Here is a 17463-nt window from a genome sequence, read left to right as displayed (position 1 = left end):
ATAATTTATAATGAGTAATAGAATGTATAAACTAAGATTTATATACTTAAAAAGTATTTTTAATATGGGGGTTATATGACTAGTAAAGACAAGTTATTGAAGAAAATATTTGGTGCTCTTGAAGGCGTTGATATAAAGCAGTCTAAGTTTGTGAGCAAAATTGATAATCAGAAGGAGATAAAACCGGAAGATACAATGCCTTTCCCTAGCAGAAACGTTCACGAAAACAAAATCAACTATGGAAAAGGACTTGACTACATATATGGCACAAAACCTTTGAGTAATCAAGCAGATTATCCAGAAGGGTTGAATCCATTTGCTTCAGCTTTGCAAAAAATAAAGCCAAGTGCAGAAAAGTTGAGCTGGCTTAAAAGTGCTGTGGTAAGAGCAAAAAGTCCAAATGAACTGCACAAGGCTGTAGACCAAGTACTAACTTCTGGAGCAAGGCTAAATGCATGTAATGATGGCGAATGGAGTTTTGCAGAATATGTAGTATTAGGTACACATTTTCACAAATTAGAAAAAAGTGATCGTAAAAAGCTAATACGAAAATTAATGCTAAGCGGTGCAGAGTTTCATGATACTCTACTACAGAATAAACTGATAGGTGAAATCTATAATGAGCTACAACCAGAAGTTCAGCCACAGATAGATAAGAGACTAGAAGAACTAGAGAAGGCTGGCGAAAGTGCTGTGCAAGAAGGAGAATTAATAGATGTTGAGATAGATAATACAACATCGTATATAGAATTTTCTGATGATAGCAAGGTAGAGGTAGCCAAAATACTGAGAGAATTAGGAAGTAATATTTTAAAAATTGGCAATGATGCAGTTGAGGTTAAAAGTGAGAAGGGAGGTATAAGAAACTATACTGATATGTCAGATGGAAGATCCATTATATTGGAATTTCCTACAAGCGTTGGTAAGCTAAATATTGTATTGTACCATGATGTAGAAAAATATGATCAAGTACAAGTCAGAGTAGAAAACAAGGAAATGTGGGCTGAATTACAAAAAATAGGAGAAGAAGTAGGAAAAAATTGCCTTTTCGGGGGAGTAAAACTTAAAGAAGCAGTAGAGAGAGGTAGTTTCACTAGATGTGGCATATGGAGTGAAAAGCATGCTATAAAAGAGATTAGCAATGATGAAGTATTGTCTTCATGGGTAAATAGGGTATGTGGAGGTAGTAAAGAAACCTTTAGGGAACTTTAATGTGTCTACAGTCAACTTTAAGGTTCCAGAGTTTTTTTCTTACCGTTATATCTGGAGCCTTAACAAAATTGAGCTATAGTAGAAAATATTATATGTATGGTTCTTTTAGTGGAAAAAAGTCTAGACTGTGAAGTAGGGGAAAAAGTAAAAAATTGGAGGTTAGAGCGAGGTTATACTCAGAAGGATTTAGCGGAGAAAATTGGTGTAAAGTACTGGGTAATACTGCAATATGAGAAAGGGAATCGTAGAGTTCCAATTGAAAGGTTGTATGCTATAGCTGAGACACTATCAATCAGTATTACGGATCTTATTCCTGTATCAAATGAAAAAATCTGTCTTGAAGATGAGGAAGAAGAAATATTAAATCTAGTAAGAGAATATAAAAAGATTAATGATCAGGAGTTACGTAAGATGTTTTGTTTATTAACCCAATTTGTCCAAGTTAGTGAAAAAAGTAGTAGGAAAGCAGAGAAAATAAAGATTGCAAAAGGTTTGGTTAAAGCAGGAGTTTCTGTTGATATTGTTGCAAAAACAATTGGTCTCTCTGCTGATGAATGCGTTGAAGAAAAAGGAGGTTCTATTTATTGCCAAATAGGAAAGAAGATAAAAGAATGGAGACTAGTGAGAGAGTATACTCAAAAAGATTTAGCAGAGAAAATGAATACAACACGTGACGAAATAAGCAACTATGAACAAGGAAGGACTGCTGTTCCACTTGATAAATTATATGAAGTGGCAGAAGCATTATCGATTAATATTACGGATCTACTAATAGAGGAAGGGAGTAAAGTGAAAAATGAGCTACCTGATTTGATTAAAGAATACAAAGAAATTGAGAGCCAAGAACTACGCAATGCACTAATAAGATCTTTATTTGAAGGCATAAGGATTTGTGAGGAGAAAGTGAGAGAGATAGAAAGGATTAAAGTTGCAAAGGATCTAGTAAAAGGTGGAATTTCTATTGATATTATTTTGCAAGCAGTAGGTTTACCTGTTGATGTAGTTTTAGATGGGTAGCTCATGAAAAAATTATAGCAATAAAGTTTTTTTCTTAAATGGAGGTATATGTGTTTGTTTCTGCAAGCAATGTTAGCTATGGAATAGGGCAAAGAATAGAAAATTGTAGGTTAATGCAAGGTCATACTCAAATAGGATTAGCAGGTCAAATAGGTTTAACATACCAAGAAGTGAACAGCTATGAGAATGGTTATACTCCTATTCCAATTGGAGTACTATATGTAATAGCAAGAGTATTATCAGTTAATGCTGTAGATCTATTACCTAAACCAATAACAGTAAGAGAGTATAAAGATGAAGACGAAGAAATACTCTATCTAACGAAAATATACGAGAATCAAAAGTTAGGTAAGATAGTACCTTCATTAGTCAGGTTTGTTCATATTAGCGAAAAAATTAATCAAGAAGAAGCAAGGTTGGAAATAGCAAAAAATCTAGTTAAAGAAGGAGTGTCAGTTGACATAATTTCCCAGGCAACAGGCTTATCTATTTACGAGTATGATAATACAGAGAAAGAAGTCTGCACTGATTCTATATATTACAGAATAGGGCAAAGAATAAGAGAATGGAGGTTGATAAGAAGATATACTCAAAAAGATTTGGCAGATAAAGTTGATTTAACGCTCAAGGAAATACACGAGTATGAAAGAGGCTATACTGCTATAACATTTGATAAATTATATGAAATATCAAATGCATTATCAGTGAATATTAAAGTTCTGCTACCTAAAACAAGAGAAAGCAAAAAGCTATTGAGTTTAATGGATGAGTACGGAGAACAAGAATCATTAGTCAAATCTCTATCTGAAAATATGAAAAGTGGCAAGGAAAAAGTTAAAAAAACAGAAAGGATCAAGGTTGCAAAAAATCTAGCAAAGGTAGGTGTTGCTATTGATATTATTGTGCGAGCAAGTGGCCTAACTGCTGATGAGTGTGAAAATTGAGGGAGTGTTAAACAATATATTAAGATATAAGTAAAAATAGTTATGTGTTTAATATATCTATTCTAAAAACTTGTTTAGCTCTGCAGAATTTGGCATCTCTACTTATCAAGATATAACATCACAAAATTTCTCTATCACTTTTTGATTATCCTCTATCATTGCCTTTGCCTCTTGCTGAAGAGATTTGATATTTTTTGATGTAATATTATCCATGTCAGGTGATGCTATTTTTAGTTGCGATTGTATACGTATATATTTATCAGCTATAACTTGATTAAGTTGATAGTTTACTGCATCTAAACTTGAGGCAAACATCACATGTAGTAGTGGTTTTATCCAGCTTATTTTTCCAAATCTCCTTGAATTATCTATAGACCTGCTGCGAATCAAGGGATAAAAAAAGGAAGGAGAGTAGCTAAAATCAAGATTAACTAAAAGGCGTGCTTAAGATTCACAATACCAGCAATAATATTGAACCTCAGGTTGTATTTTTTCTGAAAATTGCGGTAAACATGGGACATAATCTTAAATATCTTTACCTCACGGATCTTATTTTCTACTCTCATTCTAAATGATGCTAATCGTCTATTATGCTCTTTTTGCTCTGAAGTTAATGGCTTTTTACGATACTTTTTATATGGAATTATAACATTGCTTTGCAATTTTTGCCAACCTTGATATCCAGAATCGGCATGTTTTATGCTGTTAATTGGTAAATATTTTTCTTGTTTCCTTATGCGAAAATCACTAATTCTACCACGATATGACTTTGACACTGATAAAATTCTTCCATCTTCTTCGATAACAATCTCAGTTTTCATAGTGTTGGTTCTTTTTTTTCCTGAATATGATTTCTTCCGTTTTTTACTATCTTCTGGCCTCTGTATTTGCTGTTCTGTAACATCAGCCAGAATCTTTAGTATTTTTTCTGATGTCATACTTCTATCTTTTGTTATAGTAACTTTCTTGGCAAGTAATGGCTCTATTTTCTTCAGTAACCTACATACATTTGCGTTGTGCATATTGAACAGGCACCCTAAAAATCTATGTGTTATGTAAGTGCGATAGTACAAAATTACGCAAAATAACTTATCTTCCAGAGTTGGTAGTTGTGATCTTCTACCATGGCACTTTTTCTGTTTTTCAAGTTTTTTCCACTCAGACCTCACTTTTTCCACCACCTTTTCAAACTCCTCTATAGTTAAACCTGTTATACTACGAAAGTTTCTTGGGTGCTTCTTCATTTTATAGTAACTAAAGCTCATTTTTTACCTTACTCAATCTCCTTATTCTTCTTCTATCTCTTTCACATCATTTTTTCAATCACTTTTCGCAGCAGGTCTAATGATATATATCGCCTAGATGTAGCAATCCTTGGAGAAACCGAGCCTCACACAAGGGATTATAAAGGCATCTATGAAAGAGATCATTTGTGGTACAACTTAAAAGCACTATATCCATTACCACAGAGTTTATTGCCAGAAATAAAGTTTGCAAAAGCGCAGATAGTATTATCAAACAGTTGGGATTTAGGAGACATAAATACGTGCTTTCCAGTTAGTAGCGTAGAAGAAAGAGGAAATAAATTTGTATTGGGAAACGATAAACTTTCAGGGCAACGTTGGAATTTAAAACACAAGCCAATTTTAGAAAGGTTTAGCGTTACTCACCACTACAAAATAGAAAACTATACAGATCAGAAGATTACAAAATATGGTTTGGCAGAACACAACGTTTACTATAAAAATGATTTGGATTCAGAGCAAAAAGACTCAATACACGAATTAGAAAATTACATTTTAGTATTTTACCCAGGAGTACTGAAGTGGCACGAACATAGACATTTGCACAGAAGTTGGAAAAATAGTCAAGTAATATGTCTAATAAGTTAAGTACTTATATTTAGATCCTCATATATTATATTAATAATAGGTAAAAGTATATGAAATAAAAAGAAAAGGACTTGCTTTCTCATGCTAAAAAGGACATAACTTGAATAGCAGCAGGTAAATATAAGAAATTTATCTGATGCTAGAAAAGCTAATTTTGTGAGGTAAGTATGAAGTTTAGCAAAGAGAAGAGAGAATCTTTTAGTAAGTTTCTTAAAGAAGTATCAAGTAACGGATTTAAAGATATTAATAAAAGAAATGAAGAAGGAGAGACGATATTGCATCAAGCAGTAGAAATCTCTGATTACAAAACAGTGAGATTATTAATAAAAAAAGGAGCAGAGGTTAATGCAAGAGATAAAAATGGTTATACGCCACTACACTGTGCAGTATTCGCAAAAAGTTTAGAAAATGTAAAAGTGCTGATAAGGTCGGGAGCAGAAGTAAATGCCACTCAATATGTCAGTGGATGTACGCCACTCCACTCTGCGTGCAAAATAGGAGGAGCAGGAGTTGAAATAATAAAAGAGCTAGTAAAAGCAGGAGCTGAAGTTAATCAACTGAATAAGTATGGTGCAACACCAATGTACTATATCTGGGAAAGTGAAAAGTATCGTCTATGTGATAGCAAAGAAAGTGAAAAGGCAAGTAAATTTTTGAGAGAAAAAGGTGGAATAACAAAAAGTAGAAAACTGACGTGCTATGGAATAGAGGGGCTAGTAGGAGAAATAGCAGACATGTTGAATGGAAGCTACATGCCGGAGCTAAAAATAATAGAGATAGGAGAAATAAGGAAGAGAGATAAATCGCTAATAAAGAAAGAATGTCAAAATTTAGCAAGCAAAATAATGAACCAAGTGAACGAAATGATAGATGAGGTAGCGAAAAGAGGGATTTAAAATTAAAGAAAAGGTGAGGTGGATTATGTTAAAACTTGGCAAATTTAATAAGTCAGCAAAAGAATTATTAGAGAACTCGTTTAAAAATATTTATGAAAGAGACGAAAAGGGAAGAACAGTTTTGCATTATGCAGTAGACGCAAAAACAGTGAGATTATTAGTTGAAAAAGGAGCGAATGTGAATGCAGCAGATGTGAAAGGACACACAGCACTGCACCTAGCGGTAACGGAGAAACGTCTAGAAATCGTGAGAGAACTGATAAAATCAGGAGCAAATGTAAATGCGGAAGAATATGGAAATAAATGCACACCGCTGCACCTTGCATGCATGATAGGCGAAAAAGAGATAGTGAAAGAATTAGTGAAGGCTGGAGGAGAAATAGAACAAGCGGATAAATTTGGAATGACAGCAATGGATTATGCGAAAAACAGTAAGGAGATCACTGAAATATTGAAGAAAGAAATAGACAGAATTGAAAAGCTATTTATGAAGGGCTAAAAATATGGAGAAAGAAATAGAAAAGAAGGTAATGAATTTAGAGAGAAAACCTTTGGGTGAGCTGAGAAAAACGTGGAAGAAGGTATTTGGGGAAGAGGCGCCTAGATACTCAAAGAAATATCTGATACCAAGATTAGCTTATAGAATGCAGGAAAAAGCGTATGGAGAAATGTCAAGAAAAGGAGCAAAAAGACTAGAGTATCTGGCAGATCGGCTAGAGAAGGGAAAAAGAATAAGTAGTGACAAACTTCCAGTAGCAGGAACAGAGCTAATATTAGAGAGAGGGGAAGAAACGCATGCGGTAATGGTAACAGACAAGGGTTTAATCTACAAAGAAGAGTTTTATACATCATTGTCAGCAGTGGCAGGAAAAATAATGGGAATGAGCTACAACGGACCTTTATTATTTGGAATGCGTGATAAAAATGGAAGTTGAAAATGCTAAAAGAAGTAAGATGTGCGATATATACGAGAAAATCAAATGAAGACGGACTAGAACAAAAGTTTAACAGCCTTGATGCCCAGCGAGTAGCATGTGAAAAGTACATAAAGAGCAGAGAAGGCTGGGTAGCATTGGCCAAAAGGTACGATGATGGAGGCTTCTCAGGAAAGAATTTAGAAAGGCCAGCAATAAAGGAATTATTTGAAGATGTAAAGGCAGGAGAAGTAGATTGTGTAGTAGTGTACACACTAGACAGACTATCAAGAGAAACAAAAGACAGCATCGAAGTAACATCATTTTTTAGAAGACACCGAGTAAATTTTGTAGCAGTAACGCAGATATTTGACAATAATACGCCAATGGGAAAGTTTGTACAAACGGTATTGTCAGGAGCAGCACAACTAGAAAGAGAGATGATCGTAGAAAGGGTAAAAAATAAAATAGCAACATCAAAGGAGCAGGGGTTATGGATGGGTGGAACTTTACCGCTTGGGTATGATGTAAAAGATAAAGAATTAATGATAAATGAGAAAGAAGCAAAGACAGTAAAGCATATATTTGCAAGATATTTGGAGTTGAAGTCAATGGCAGAGTTGGCAAGAGAGTTAAATAGAGAAGGTTACAGAACAAAATCAGATATCTTTAAAAAAGCGACGGTAAGGAGAATAATAACAAATCCAATATATATGGGAAAAATAAGGCATTATGAGAAAGAGTATGAAGGAAAACATGAAGCAATAATAAAAGGGGAAAAATGGCAAAAAGCACAAGAATTGATAAAGAATCAGCCATATAGAAAAGCAAAATATGAGGAAGCGTTGCTTAGGGGAATAATTAAGTGCAAGAGCTGTGATGTAAATATGACGCTGACATACTCAAAAAAAGAAAATAAAAGGTACCGATATTATGTGTGCAATAACCATTTAAGGGGGAAGGATTGTGGATCAGTAAACCGAACAATAGTTGCTGGAGAAGTGGAAAAAGAAGTGATGAAGAAAGCTGAACAGCTATATGAAAAATGGGGAGAAGAATGGAAAAATTTAAGCCCTGGAAAGCAGAAAGAAATAGTGAAAAAGTTAATAAAGGGAGTGATGGTAAAAGAAGATGGAATAGAGGTGCATTCTGAATCAGAGGAAAAATTTATACTAATAAAAAAGAAAGGAAACAAATGTACAGTAGTAGAGCCAGAAGGAAAAACAAATAATGCGCTACTGAAAGCAGTGGTAAGAGCTCATCTGTGGAAACGGCAGCTAGAAGAGGGAAAATATGCAAGTGTAGGAGAGCTGAGTGCCAAAATTAATATAGGTACAAGACGTATACAGCAAATTTTAAGATTAAATTATTTAGCTCCAAAGATTAAAGAAGACATAGTAAATGGGAGACAGCCAAGGGGTTTGAAGTTAGCTGATTTAAGGGAAATACCGATGCTATGGAGTGAGCAATTGGAGAAATTTTATGGATTAGCAACCTAATTGAACAATTAATAAGTTGTTAATATAACTAATTTATAAAATTAAATATTGTAGAGCAAGGAAAGTAATGCCAAAGTTTAAAAAGATTAAGAACGCAAAAAATGTAATCTATGAGCTGGCAGGTGATCAGGATAATTTTACCAATGAAGATAAAAAAAAGCTTTTCAAGCTGTTAAAGAAGATAGAAAACGGTGAAAATATTAGTGGAAAATTTAATAAATCTAATTACAACACGCAGAAACTTCTTACAAAAAAAATAATTTACAAGGATGAGAAAAAGGAAGGGACTCTGACGCTACTGTGCCACTCTGTGTTCTATAAAAATAATCAAGCTTTTGAGGAGCTTTTACAAGAAGCAATAAATCAAGGAATCTTAAAGGATGTTCTTAGTGAGGAATTGATCCAAAAATTGCCGAATGGTCTAACAATAACTTACACTGCACTGGTATCCTGCATATTAGAGGAAGATAGTAAAGCTATTAGAGCAGTTCTAGAAGCTTCTAAAAAGAATGGTATTTTAAAAGAAATTCTCAACCAAAAAGTGAAAGTAAAGAAAGCAGAAGGTAAAGAGATAAGCCATACACTACTTGACTATGCTAATAAACACAATTGCAAAGAAAGTGCACTGATTCTGAAGGAGTTTGAGGAAATTCTGAATATAGAAGTTGAAGCTGCAAGTAGTAATGTTGAAACTAGATGTGAGGGTATCAATAAAGACTGTAGAGATCTTGAAATACACGAAACTATGTTTGCAAATAGTGAAGAAACCCAAAATATTTCAACAGGAAGCAAAGATCTTAAGCTCACATGTGAAACCAGTGTAAAAGAGGAAAACAAAGACGAAGAAAATTCTTTAAATTTTATTACTGATGAACAAGAAGAAATCGTTAATATATTTGAGGAAGATACAGAAAACAACATTGAGTGGCACAGAGAAAATCGTCATACAAATCAACCCATCTGTAAAATCAATAAGAAAGACCAAAATACTTTTACGCAAACTAATATGCAAGAGCCAAATAGGTCATTTCAAGCTGAACCATATTTTCATATTATATCTAGCATTACCAAAGATAAAAAATCATCAAATCAACCCATTTTAGCTGGAGTTATTGGTGCAGTGTTATTAGTAAGTGGTATTGTGTTTTATATTATGGAAATACATATACTAGGGATAGTTATTGGAATTGCTGGGTTAGCTTGCGTAAGTTTTGGATTGTGTAGTAATTTAGAGCCTAATACCAGGCTTGAAAAAGTAGAGAGTCCTACTATCCACTCTTCAAACCCGATTTCTGGATTAGATTTTAGATAAATTATTGAAAATATCGATTTTTTTAGCTAAGTCTGATCGAATTTAAAAGGTGCTCATTAATTTTTCCATCGTAAATCTCGTAATTATAAGTTATCGATCTCTTTTTAATTATTAATACATAATTCAGGTTTCAGGAGTTATTAATAATTCCACAATAATATCTGCATAAAGTATGCAATAAACTAAGATTTTTAACAACTTATCTAAAATATAATCGAAAATCTATATTGTAATAAGAAATAAAAGGACATTACTGAATAAGTAACATCCTTTTGAAGAAGGTGAGCTGTTTTGTTTATATTGATGTTTGCAAAGATTGTGTCACCTGAATAGGCTCTTGACCAGACATAAATGTAGAAGGCTGTTGTTTCCCTACTTTTTCCTGATAATTTACTTTTTTCAATTGTGACCTAGTTTTAATTAAGTCGTCCGAAGAAATAATCATCCTCTCTGGTGTAGAAGGAATAGATGTACCTTTTCCACTATCAGAACCACTAAGGTCAATAAAAGAACTGCTTTTAGACTCAATACTGCCATCCATACTACTACTAAAACTTGAATGGATATTATTAGAAGCAAAACTACTAACAGAATTACTGCGAGTTGGAGTTCTATTAGATAAAATATCCAGATTGCGTTTGACAGTAGGATGATTGAAAACATCTTCACTTAGAGAATTTTGTGAAAATGAATTTATAACCTCATTCAAATTAGTCAGTGAAGCACTTATATTTGGTACTTTTGGAGTTAATACCTTAGTAAGGTTACCAGTGCTATTACGTCGCGTTACTCCTGGTCTACTTCCTATTGTTGCAGTTGGTGTTGCAGCTAAAACTTGATACTTCACATTACTTACTTTTTTGCTTTCACCACACTTGCTTGCTATCTTATTAAGCTTCTCTATAGAATTAGAAAGTTTATGCTCTATTGTACATTCTCTAATAATCCTCTTAATTTCATCATGATGTTCAGAGAAAATTTCATAGAGATTGTTATCATCTTGAGCCAATAAATTTTGCAACTTCTTATCATCCAATTTTTTGACAAAATCTGCTTGTTGTTTCAATTGATTGATTAACTGATCCTTTTTGAAACCTTGTGGACCATCAATAGAACCAGCTTTTTCTGATATTTTTCTGTTTAATCCAGAGAATATTTCCTTAATTAAAGCAGACTTATTTACAGTCTTGTCTTGCAAAATTTCACTAACAAGCATCTCCTTCACACTGTTGAAATTTTTCGTTTTTTCTTCTGTTTTTAAAACAACAGTTTGACTCTGTAAGTCTATTGAATATGGAATGCTATCCAAATTAGATATACTTGAACCCAAATTACCCAATTTACTTCCTACTTTTTTAAGTGTATCACTGGTGCCTTCTCTTGTTTTCTGTGCTACAGAACTTCCAGCTTCTTTTAATGAATCTCTAGCATTTATAAAGCCTTTTTTTATTGTGCCTGCAGTATATTGTGCTCCTTCAACAGTTTTTTCAGCTGACCATTTGAGTCCTTTATATCCAGATTGAACTGATTTTACAGCTACTTTTACAGCGAAATATAAAGTAAGACCAACTATAGCACCTGGTATAGCAAGTATTACACCAACTGCTAAAAGTGGTAATAATGCTGTAAATAACCCACTTGCTGTACCTACTACAAGAGCCTGATCTCCTTGTTTCATGCGAGAGAATTCTGTATCTCCTTTTAACAGGTCAGTGATTCTTTCCTTTAGCTTTTTGTGATTATTAACACTCTTCATATTCGATAGATCTTCAGTAAATTTCTTAAAATCAAGATCATTTTCTTGTTGAGTTACAAGAGAATATGAATTTGTTTCATTAGGTAACATTTTTAACCTCACTATTAATTCAATATATTATATTTTATATATGTCATCATTAAATTAGTGTTAACTTGATTACTAATATTGGTATAGCTTAAAATAATTTAGCTGGACATGATTTTATAGAGACTCAAATTTACGATTAGAGCCTAGAGTATAGTCATTATAAATGAATCAAGAGACTTTGTTCAGCCAAAATAATTAGATTCAAACTGATAAGGCTGTATATAGAATATCAGAGGATTATCCTGATAATAGTGTTAAATCAAGATTGGAATATACGAGTAATTATGCTATTTATTAGGAATGATTTTGTTAAAAAGTAATTGTGCAAAAAAGTGAGAATTTGACTGAAGATAAAAAATTAGCATCTGATATTCTACAAGAGGTTGCAGATGCTGGTAATACTAATAGTGACAAAGTGACGTTGTTTGAAATTAAAACATCTCTACAAGAACGTGGTTTTGGTATTTTAATAATTATTTTCTCCTTGCCACTATCTGTACCTATACCAGTTCCACCTGGCTATACAACTATACTTTCCATACCGTTAATCTTATTTTCACTGCAGCTTCTGCTTGGGTTTCATTCTCCCTGGATGCCAATTTGGTTAGAAAGAAAATCCTTTAAACGTTCAACACTAACCCTTGTGGTCAAAAAAACTTTACCTGCATTAAAAAAAATAGAAAAGTTCATGAAACCAAGAATGTCCTTTATCTTCCGAGGGCCAGGTGAAAAGATTTTGGCATTTATAATGTTAATTTGTGCGTTGATGATAGCAAATCCGTTTCCGTTAACTCACTTTATTCCAGCAATCGGTACAACCCTTATTTCACTTGGTATTATGAGTAAGGATGGGCTTGTCTCGATACTTGGAGTGTTGGTATCTTTATGTGGAATATTATTTGCTCTTATTGTAATGGTTAAAGGACCACAGCTTATAATTAGTGCGTTTTCTTTTCTCAAAAGTTGTGTATATGGTTAATTTTTAACTGTGAGAACCTATTTTGAAAGGGAATAAGATGAGGTAAGCAAAAAATAGGAGGGTAACAAGCAATATAAGTGACAAAGAATGAGAGACAAGTGTTACATAGGGAGAGATAAGTCGGCTGAGAAAGATCAATCTCTTTACCCCTCCAAGACCTTTCTTTTGTTTTATAATTTTAGTTGACTTTATGAACACACTAGTATTTCTTTCGAAGCTTTCATCTTTTGCAACTGGTCTAAACTATCAACCGATCTCATAAGAGTAGACGGAACACCTGATTCTTTCACTACAAAATCTGATTGTTTGATAGTTTCAGCTAGCTCTATAAATATTCCACCATTTCTTTCAAAACCTTTATCTTTTATAGCTTGTAGAACACTTTTTCCTCCTAAAAGGCAGCTTTCCCCTAGAATTGATTGATCTTTTAATTTGTCAAACTTCTCTTGGCTCTCTCCATCAAGATTTACTTCTATTATATTATTACCTTCATCACTAGGACATAGATGAATACTAATCTTGCCTACTTCAGTGGTAAAGGACATTTCAATTCCACCTCCCAAGACATCTGTATAATTTCTTTTTCTTCCTATGCTTTCAACTCTTATTATACTTTTCCCGATCTGTAAGATGCTACTTTCTATACTGAAATTTTCATTCACCTTACTATTCATAACCTTTGCAACTTCAACGATACTGTTTTTTGGCCACCTAAAAAGAACAAGATTGTTATCTACTTCTCCTGTCAGATCATCACCTTGAACTTGTTCATTCTTGTTTACTAAACCTTCATATGCTATACTTTTCAGTTCCTCTTTGATTTTTTTACGTTCTGTAAAAATAGGCTCATCATTTCCCCACATAACTTCACTTATCATACTATTATTGTAAAAATCAGACTCTATTTTTGCACCTGATGATAATAGTTTATTGACAATGTTAAATAAAGGTTCTAAACCTTCTTCCCACTCATCCATTGCTTCTTCCCCATTGTCTTTATAACGTGATCTAGTAGTAGGCGTTATACGCATAACACTACTAGCATTAGCAATATCAATTATTTTTTTGAATACAAAATTCGATACAGTGCATTCATAGTGATCACAGCGTAAATTTAGCTTTATTTTCCTTTTCAAATATTCATCTATTAAACGTTCCATCTGTTCTAGAGTAACCTTTGCAGAACTTTCGTATCTATTTTCATGAAACTCTTTCATTATGTTTTCCATCTTTTCATGAAATTCATTAATCGAAACTTTTTCGTTTTCAGTTAACAGATTTGATAAATTCATAAAAAGTGAGTTTTCTGGAATAAAAGAACTTTCAAAAACGGTATTTTTATCTTCAATAATGGACTCATTCCAGTCATCAGTTTGTTCTTGACTTAACGATGATGCGCTGCTTTCAAGAGTGTACCGGCCAAAATGTTGCGTATGCTGTTCCTCAGTATCTGACCCACCAAATGGCTTTTTTGTACAAACTTGCTTATTATCTAAAATATGTTCTAACGCCATACTTGTCCCTCTAAACTAAGATATATGGCATATTGTATGCGATATATAACATTAAGTCAATAACCATAATCTTTTTACTATTCATATTTTTGTTCAGTTTTTATGGTCTAATGTATGGAGATGGTTGAAAATTCCTTATAAATGCAGGCTAACTTTACTCTATTTAACAAAATTGAGAAATACTAATGATGTTTAATATCACGACCATAAGAATATGAAGGAAGATAGAATATACTTTAAGGAGGCTGCTGAAGTTTGCACATTAAATTTGCATGTTCAGCAGAATAAACAAACACATGCTAGTATTAGTAGAGAGTTATTTATAAGTCAACTAACTTTTTCAAAAAATATTTTAGTGAAGATACCATGCTAGCTAAAGAATTGAATTATTGACTCTTCCTAAGATTGCAAAAAAGGTCGTATATTTGTGAGAACAAGCCGCGTAAAAATAAGGTTATAAAAATAGAAGATTTAAATTATTTCAATAAGCTTAGGCAAAACAGTTCGTATGTGGATATTGATGAAATGGTCTAATGTGGCTAGTTTTAGCGTACAGCAACATTATTATAAAGAAAAGTTCGTATGGCACACTTGGTAGATCATGCCATCCCAAAACAAAAAGCTCTCACCGTCCTTGATTTTAAGCATTAGAAATGGTTATTTCATCTAAATTCTTAGCTAAGTATATTGCTAGATTAATAATAGTTTATTTGATAATAACAAAGAAAAATTCACTACAGCTTTATATTAAAAAAACAGGATTCTTTTTGAATATTATCATTTTTATAAAAAAATATCTCTAACTTTCTCTGGGTAAGGTCAGTATATTCGATGCTCAAAACAGTGGTTATTAGTAAACTTTCGATTGGCCCTATACCTAATAGAATATGATGTTGCTTGTGGAAGCGGAGCTCGAGTGTTAAAACGAATGAAATTATGGTAAGTCAATTTCGTCACTTTACCTATAAATTTGGCAGCTCAAGTAATCAACGTGAAAAATCAGCACAATGAATAAAAAATATTAGCAAGAGCAATAGAAAAAGCAAGTTATGTACTTACGAATATGTGTATTTCTTCTTAAAGTCTGTAAAAGCTTTACCACAATTTAACATTTGCATTAGTGTTTATTTAATAATTATTATAATATACATAATATTACTACTATTAAAATTAATAAATTAAGCATAATCTATGTCAAGTACTAACAACATAGTTATTAATACTACACAAAGGGAAAAAAAATACAGCTTCTCTACTGTGTTTGCTTGGCTATATCTAAAAACGATTGGACGAATATTCCCAGAGAGGTGGAATGAATGGGCAAAGAGTATACTATATTATAATATTGTGGATGAAGTTGAGGCTAATGCTTTTAAAGCAGTAAGTCAAGGTGTTCAAACTTCTGAGGTTATAGTACAAGAGGTCCAAAGTAAAATAACGAGTGAAGGTAAGACTACATTTAAAGATATAGCAATCCAGATCGAATTTACTGAAACAACAGATAAAAATGATGATCAAGCACAACAGATTGCAAGCTTACAATCAGAAAATGGCTTATTACAAGTGAAAATTGAAGGATTGCGACGTATACACACAAAGCTTAAAGCGAAATTACAGTCAAACAAGCTTTTGTTAATAAAGACAGATGAAGAATTACACAAAGCTCAGAAAGAGCTTATAAAAGACAATGAGAAATTCGCAAAGTTACTAGGAAGTTTTATGGAGAATTCAAAGAAATCAGGGCAACTCTATCAAAGCAAGTTCACTGAGTGCAAAACAGAGTTTGATAAGAAAATAGAAAGACTTTTAGGAATAGCGGAAAAGGTCAAGAAAAACTATTACAATTTAACCCTGTTGAATGGAGGACCAGGTAAAGATCAAGAAGTGATGATGGAGAGTGTGGAAAGTCAACTGCAAAGGATTCAGAAATCTAAACAACAATTAGAGAAAGAAAAAGATAATCTAGAAGGTAGATTGAAAGATCCAAGTAGTAAATTAAGTGCTACTGAAGCAGAGAATAGGGAATGTTCAAAAAAGTGTGTCAAGCCGAAAAAAAAGTAATAAATTGATATAAAAATGGAGGTTTGACATGAGTCAAAAAATAGCAAATAGAACTACTGGATTGGTAGATTACAAAGAATTAGAAACAAACATCCTGTCGTCTATACGAGAAGGTAGGCCACTGATGGGAAGAGATGGTGCATTAACGCCATTTATAAAAAGGCTGCTTGAAGCTAGTCTAGAGGTTGAAATAGAACATCATTTATCTGCTGGAAGTGAAGAAAACAATCGTAGAAACGGGAGGAATGGCAAGACTTTAAAGACAAGCGCAGGTTCATTTGAACTATTGACACCAAGAGACAGAGAAGGAAGTTTTGAACCACAAATAGTGAAAAAAAGGCAAACAAGCTTACATCCGGAACTTGAAGCAAAGGTATAGTTGTATTAAACAAGACTTGATCTGACACTTTAAAAAAGTAAGTTATAAAATAATAAAAGAAAGGAGTGTTAGAAATGAGTACGATACAAACAAAAATACTAAAGCCGAAACTAGGATTGCTAGAGCTAGCAAAACAGCTTGGAAATGGGTTCTGTCGCATCTATAGAGCGAAGTCAGTTTCATTTGTAGGAAAATAGAAAAGAAGTAATATAATCATCTTTAAAAAAGCAAAGATGTTGCGTATTAGTCCAAAATTATTGCCCTATTTCAAAGGATTTAGCTTTTCAGCAGAGATAATAATGTTATCAGTATACATGAAGTGTCGATTTTCTTTGAGCTATCGAGATTTGGAAGAAATGATGAGTATAAGAGGAGCGAAAATTGATCATGCTACGCTACAAAGGTGGATTATCAGATTTGTGCCACTGATAGATGAAGAGGTGAGGAAAAGGAAGAAGCAGGTTGGCAGTAGCTGGAGAATGGACGAGACCTACATAAAATTAAACGGTAAATGGGTTTATCTATACAGAGCACTAGATAGTCTCGGCAATACTGTAGACTTTCTGATGTGTACTCGTAGAGACAAGTCTGCAGCACTTGCATTCTTTCGTAAAGCCTTTAGAAGGAATAATCTTCCTGAGAAAGTAGTAATTGATAAAAGCGGCAGTAATATTGCTGCTATTGATGACTTGAATACGGAAATTCCTGAACCTTATAGAATCACGGTTTTTCAAGTAAGATATCTAAATAATATTGTTGAACAAGATCATAGATTTATCAAAAAATTAATAAAACCAATGCTTGGGTTTAAAAGCTTCCATTCTGCAAAGATTACCATCACAGGCATAGAAAATATTCGTATGATTCAAAAAAGACAAATTATTAAAGCTAATGATAATGGTTCTACTTTTGAAAATTTTGCTATGTTAATGGCTCTATAACTCTCATAATTCCAGTTTTTACAATCTTCTTGTACTACAATTTATAGATGCGACAGA

General features: G+C 33.0%; 15 protein-coding genes and 3 pseudogenes. 14 read left to right on the top strand and 4 right to left on the bottom strand.

The genetic code is table 11. The annotated features are described in order from the left end of the window. Window positions 1-75: 75 nt before the first annotated feature. The 3 genes from HGO49_RS01315 to wmk (HGO49_RS01305) all read left to right on the top strand — a co-directional run bounded on the left by HGO49_RS01315 (window position 76) and on the right by wmk (HGO49_RS01305) (window position 3173). Window positions 76-1212, top strand: coding sequence for a hypothetical protein (locus HGO49_RS01315; protein WP_172758400.1), 1137 nt, complete (start codon window positions 76-78; stop codon window positions 1210-1212). A 96-nt stretch (window positions 1213-1308) separates the two neighbouring features. Continuing rightward, a complete protein-coding gene (wmk, locus tag HGO49_RS01310) occupies window positions 1309-2229 on the top strand; it encodes a WO male-killing family protein Wmk (RefSeq protein ID WP_172758426.1) in 921 nt (306 codons plus the stop codon). A gap of 38 nt (window positions 2230-2267) precedes the next feature. Continuing rightward, window positions 2268-3173: a WO male-killing family protein Wmk gene (gene wmk, locus HGO49_RS01305; RefSeq protein WP_172758427.1), complete on the top strand. Its 906-nt coding sequence runs from the start codon at window positions 2268-2270 to the stop codon at window positions 3171-3173. 105 nt (window positions 3174-3278) lie between these two features. Here wmk (HGO49_RS01305) and HGO49_RS01300 read toward each other — a convergent pair. Together HGO49_RS01300 and HGO49_RS01295 are read right to left on the bottom strand one after the other, a co-directional pair. Next, window positions 3279-3557: pseudogene (locus HGO49_RS01300) on the bottom strand (patatin-like phospholipase family protein); the annotation flags it as partial. A gap of 47 nt (window positions 3558-3604) precedes the next feature. Beyond that, on the bottom strand, window positions 3605-4417 hold the full coding sequence (locus tag HGO49_RS01295; RefSeq protein ID WP_409350570.1) for a transposase family protein: 813 nt from the start codon (window positions 4415-4417) through the stop codon (window positions 3605-3607). 87 nt (window positions 4418-4504) lie between these two features. On the opposite strand from HGO49_RS01295, the pseudogene HGO49_RS01290 reads away from it, so the two are divergent. From HGO49_RS01290 to HGO49_RS01265, 6 genes and pseudogenes are all read left to right on the top strand, one after another. Continuing rightward, window positions 4505-5065, top strand: a pseudogene (locus tag HGO49_RS01290) (phage tail protein); the annotation flags it as partial. 167 nt (window positions 5066-5232) lie between these two features. Then, window positions 5233-5961 (top strand): ankyrin repeat domain-containing protein, encoded by a 729-nt coding sequence (locus tag HGO49_RS01285; RefSeq protein WP_172758428.1) that lies wholly within the window; start codon window positions 5233-5235, stop codon window positions 5959-5961. Between the two features lie 25 nt (window positions 5962-5986). Next, a complete protein-coding gene (locus HGO49_RS01280) occupies window positions 5987-6460 on the top strand; it encodes an ankyrin repeat domain-containing protein (RefSeq protein ID WP_172758429.1) in 474 nt (157 codons plus the stop codon). Window positions 6461-6464: 4 nt separating this feature from the next. Beyond that, window positions 6465-6896 (top strand): DUF2924 domain-containing protein, encoded by a 432-nt coding sequence (locus HGO49_RS01275; RefSeq protein ID WP_172758430.1) that lies wholly within the window; start codon window positions 6465-6467, stop codon window positions 6894-6896. 2 nt (window positions 6897-6898) lie between these two features. Further along, a complete protein-coding gene (locus tag HGO49_RS01270) occupies window positions 6899-8374 on the top strand; it encodes a recombinase family protein (protein WP_172758431.1) in 1476 nt (491 codons plus the stop codon). A 67-nt stretch (window positions 8375-8441) separates the two neighbouring features. Then, complete coding sequence (locus HGO49_RS01265) at window positions 8442-9686, top strand: WD_0033/WD_0034 family tandem repeat-containing protein (protein ID WP_172758432.1); 1245 nt, start codon at window positions 8442-8444, stop codon at window positions 9684-9686. 295 nt (window positions 9687-9981) lie between these two features. On the opposite strand, the gene HGO49_RS01260 is transcribed toward HGO49_RS01265, so the two are convergent. Further along, window positions 9982-11532, bottom strand: a complete 1551-nt coding sequence (locus HGO49_RS01260) for an actin-bundling T4SS effector WalE1 family protein (protein WP_172758433.1) — start codon at window positions 11530-11532, stop codon at window positions 9982-9984. A 322-nt stretch (window positions 11533-11854) separates the two neighbouring features. Between HGO49_RS01260 and HGO49_RS01255 the strand changes: the two genes are divergently transcribed. Next, window positions 11855-12511 carry an exopolysaccharide biosynthesis protein gene (locus HGO49_RS01255; protein WP_172758434.1) on the top strand — a complete coding sequence of 219 codons (657 nt, stop codon included), beginning with the start codon at window positions 11855-11857 and terminating at the stop codon, window positions 12509-12511. 188 nt (window positions 12512-12699) lie between these two features. Here HGO49_RS01255 and HGO49_RS01250 read toward each other — a convergent pair whose 3' ends face one another. Next, the gene (locus HGO49_RS01250) at window positions 12700-14025 is read right to left on the bottom strand and encodes a hypothetical protein (protein ID WP_017532019.1); all 1326 of its coding nucleotides are present in this window, start codon (window positions 14023-14025) and stop codon (window positions 12700-12702) included. 1191 nt (window positions 14026-15216) lie between these two features. Between HGO49_RS01250 and HGO49_RS01245 the strand changes: the two genes are divergently transcribed. From HGO49_RS01245 to HGO49_RS01235, 4 genes and pseudogenes are all read left to right on the top strand, one after another. Next, on the top strand, window positions 15217-16086 hold the full coding sequence (locus HGO49_RS01245; RefSeq protein ID WP_172758435.1) for a hypothetical protein: 870 nt from the start codon (window positions 15217-15219) through the stop codon (window positions 16084-16086). Between the two features lie 28 nt (window positions 16087-16114). Beyond that, window positions 16115-16462: pseudogene (locus HGO49_RS01240) on the top strand (transposase); the annotation flags it as partial. Between the two features lie 68 nt (window positions 16463-16530). Then, a complete protein-coding gene (locus HGO49_RS07440; protein ID WP_255419723.1) occupies window positions 16531-16662 on the top strand; it encodes a hypothetical protein in 132 nt (43 codons plus the stop codon). A gap of 36 nt (window positions 16663-16698) precedes the next feature. After that, window positions 16699-17406 (top strand): IS6 family transposase, encoded by a 708-nt coding sequence (locus HGO49_RS01235; RefSeq protein ID WP_172758436.1) that lies wholly within the window; start codon window positions 16699-16701, stop codon window positions 17404-17406. The last annotated feature ends 57 nt before the right edge of the window (window positions 17407-17463 follow it).

The sequence above is a fragment of the Wolbachia endosymbiont of Diaphorina citri genome (assembly GCF_013096535.2).
Classification (GTDB): domain Bacteria; phylum Pseudomonadota; class Alphaproteobacteria; order Rickettsiales; family Anaplasmataceae; genus Wolbachia.
This window is presented reverse-complemented; position numbering and strand designations above follow the sequence as displayed.